At 39.1% G+C, this 3,337-nt stretch carries 4 protein-coding genes; all 4 read left to right on the top strand.

Features of this window, described 5'->3' with window-relative positions:
• Nucleotides 1-791: PhoH family protein (locus tag Q0F90_RS08305; RefSeq protein ID WP_296004680.1), on the top strand; the 791-nt coding region annotated here is incomplete at its 5' end.
• A gap of 2 nt (nt 792-793) precedes the next feature.
• Nucleotides 794-1,270 (top strand): rRNA maturation RNase YbeY, encoded by a 477-nt coding sequence (gene ybeY, locus Q0F90_RS08300; protein ID WP_009351321.1) that lies wholly within the window; start codon nt 794-796, stop codon nt 1,268-1,270.
• Nucleotides 1,263-2,162 (top strand): GTPase Era, encoded by a 900-nt coding sequence (era, locus tag Q0F90_RS08295; protein ID WP_296004677.1) that lies wholly within the window; start codon nt 1,263-1,265, stop codon nt 2,160-2,162. Before ybeY ends, era begins: the two co-directional genes overlap by 8 nt.
• A 53-nt stretch (nt 2,163-2,215) precedes the next feature.
• Nucleotides 2,216-3,337, top strand: a 1,122-nt coding sequence (locus Q0F90_RS08290; RefSeq protein ID WP_296004675.1) for a hemolysin family protein, incomplete at its 3' end; no start/stop codon positions are given.

Here is a 3,337-nt window from a genome sequence, read left to right as displayed (position 1 = left end):
CTCAAGTGCGCATTGCCGCAAAACTTGTGGCTAATGGCAAGGCCGATGCTGTACATAATATGTTCGAAGATACGCTATCCGTTAATATGCGGGGTAAAAATATTACGCCTAAAACGGAAGGTCAAAAGTACTATGTAGATAGCATTCGTAAAAATACCATCACCTTTGGTATTGGCCCTGCGGGGACTGGTAAAACATTCTTAGCTGTTGCATTGGCAGCTTTTTACCTAAAAAATCGTAATGTAGATAAAATCATTTTGACCCGTCCTGCTGTAGAGGCTGGTGAGCGACTAGGTTTCTTGCCTGGTGAATTACAAGATAAGGTAGATCCATATTTAAGACCTCTATATGATGCATTACATGAAATGTTTGGCATCGAGCAAGTACAACGCTTTATGGAGCGCGGTACTATCGAGGTAGCACCACTAGCATACATGCGTGGTCGTACCTTAGAAAATGCCTTTGTTATTCTTGATGAGGCACAAAATACGACGGCTGAACAGATGAAAATGTTCTTAACTCGTTTGGGTAACAACTCTAAAATGGTTGTAAACGGCGATAAAACACAAATTGATTTGCCGCCACGTGTCGTATCAGGCCTTGGTGAGGCTGAAAAGGTATTGCGTCATGTATCGGGCATTAATATGGTTTACTTTAGCGATCAAGACGTTGTGCGTCATGATTTAGTAGGCCGCATTGTAAAAGCATACGATGCGTACCATGAGCGTAAATTAGCAGGTGACACTACAACAACGACTGAAGCACCTGCAGAGAATGTAGCGAAGGGGTAAGTATGTACATACATATTAGCTATGATGAAGGAATTCAAGAGGATTCCAATATAGAGGCCATTATCCGTAAGGTTTGTGACGAAGTGAGTCGCGTATATGGTCTTGAAGAAGATGAAATGAGTATTTTACTCTGTGATAATGCAAAGATTCACGAGCTTAATAAAGAATATCGTGGTATCGATAGACCAACGGATGTATTGTCCTTTGCACTTAATGAAGGGGACGATTACGAAGGCAGTGAAGAGGAACATCATTTACTCGGGGATATGATTATTTCCTTAGAGCGTACGCGTGAACAGGCTATCGAATATGGACATAGTTTTGAGCGGGAATTAGCGTACTTAACGACTCATAGCTGTTTGCATATTTTAGGCTATGACCATATGAACGACGAAGATAAAAAAGAGATGCGTACAGAGGAAGAGTTTATCCTTGGCAATCTCGGTTATGTGCGGGAGGATGCACCATATAATGAATAACAACGAACATTTCAAATCTGGCTTTGTAGCCGTTGTAGGTCGACCAAATGTTGGTAAATCTACCTTAATTAACGCTCTTATTGGTGATAAAATTGCTATCGTATCCGATAAGGCTCAAACGACTCGTAACCGTATCATCTGCGTATATACAGACGAAACAAAACAAATCGTATTCATGGATACACCTGGTGTACATAAACCAAAACATAAATTAGGCGAATTCATGGTAGATGCTGCTATCGAGTCCTTAAAAGAAACAGAAGCCGTTTTATTTGTCGTAGCAGGCAATGAAAAACGTGGTCCAGGGGATAACTTTATTATTGAACAATTACAACGCGTGAAAGTACCTGTATTCTTGGTGGTTAACAAGATCGATACTCTTAAAAAAGAAGAGCTGTTAGAAGCCATCGTGTCTTATCAAAATGCATATCCTTTTGCAGGGGTCATTCCTATTTCTGCAAAAAATAAAGAGAACTTACAAGAGATTCTTAAAGTACTAGAAGAAACCTTGCCTGAAGGGCCACAATACTTCCCAGAGGATATGATTACTGACCAACCAGAACGCCTTATCATTTCTGATATTGTTCGGGAAAAAATCTTATTGGCAACACGTGATGAAATTCCTCATGCTATCGCAGTAGACGTAGATGAAATGAAAACTCGCGATGATGGCACTACGTATATTCGCGCTACCATTTACTGCGAACGAGACTCTCAAAAGGGTATCATCATAGGTAAAAAGGGTGCTCTATTGAAACAACTCGGTGCTGAAGCGCGTGCAGTTATTCAAAAGCTATTAGCTACAAAGGTATACTTAGATCTTTGGGTTAAAGTTAAAAAGGATTGGCGCAATAAATCTGGTATGTTATCCGAGCTGGGGTATCGAAAATAATTTGATATAATATAGAGATAATGTATTTCCATAGTTAGATGAAAGGAATAGTAATGGATAGTGTAGATGGCCTGTTACCCATAGGGTTTGGTCTTTTATGTATTTTTTTAATCAACTTTTTTGTGGTCGCAAAGTTCTCCTTTGCTCGCCTTCGTAAAGAACATGTAGAGGATATGGATATCCTCTTGGAAAAGGATAGAGAGTTTTTATTAAAGCTGTATCAAAACCCCGAGTATTTCTTAAATACTACACAGTTTTTGATTCTATTCTTTATCTTAGCCCTTGCAGGCACTGGTACATTTGTATTCGATAATGTCGTAGATCAGCTAGTTGCTGTTATTAATGTACATAGCAAGTGGATGCACTTTGTACTAGATATCGTATTATTGCTATTAATTAGCTTAATCGTTTTAATCTTTGGTGAAATCGTACCTAAAGCATTGGGCTTATCGTTCCCTACAAAGTACGTAAATACTTATAGCCGTATCGTAGTAGCAGCAGGTAAATTAGTATATCCATTTATTTGGATTGCTAGTAAAATCTCCAATGTTATTTTAGGCTTTTACAAAACAAAATATTTAACAGAACTAGACCTCGTGTACTCTGAGGAAGAAATTCGTATGATGATTTCTCGAAGTCATGAGGAAGGTCAGTTAGACCAAGTCGAGTCTGAGTTAATCGATAATGTATTCAACTTTGTTGATCGTATGGCGAAAGAGGTTATGGTACCTCGCCAAGACGTGGACTGCGTATTTGTGGAAGATGGCTACGATGAAGCGATGAAGGTTATTCGCTCTAAAGTACATACTCGTTATCCACTCTGCGTAGAGGATAAGGATCACATCATCGGTCTCGTTCACATTAAAGACTTAATGGAACGCCCTAATCAAGCCCGTAAAGACTTGCGTAATATTAAACGAGATATCCTGACTGTTCCGGAAGTAATGAAATTATCTACATTATTGCAATATATGAGAACGCGACGTATTTATCTAGCTGTTGTAGTAGATGAATATGGTGGCATGGTTGGTCTCGTAGGTCTTGAAGATATTATCGAAGAATTAGTTGGGGATATTCAAGACGAACATGAACCGCACTTACCAGCTAAAATTGCCTATGCTGATGGATCCTTTGAATTTGATGGTAAGGTTCTCGTAGATGAAGTAGAAGAAATG

Source organism: uncultured Veillonella sp. (genome assembly GCF_934190855.1).
Classification (GTDB): domain Bacteria; phylum Bacillota; class Negativicutes; order Veillonellales; family Veillonellaceae; genus Veillonella.
This window is presented reverse-complemented; position numbering and strand designations above follow the sequence as displayed.

What these genes read in the sequence shown, in the direction of transcription:
- ybeY (WP_009351321.1), top strand. Translation starts at nt 794, where the DNA reads ATGTACATACATATTAGCTATGATGAAGGAATTCAAGAGGATTCCAAT.
- era (WP_296004677.1), top strand. Translation starts at nt 1,263, where the DNA reads ATGAATAACAACGAACATTTCAAATCTGGCTTTGTAGCCGTTGTAGGT.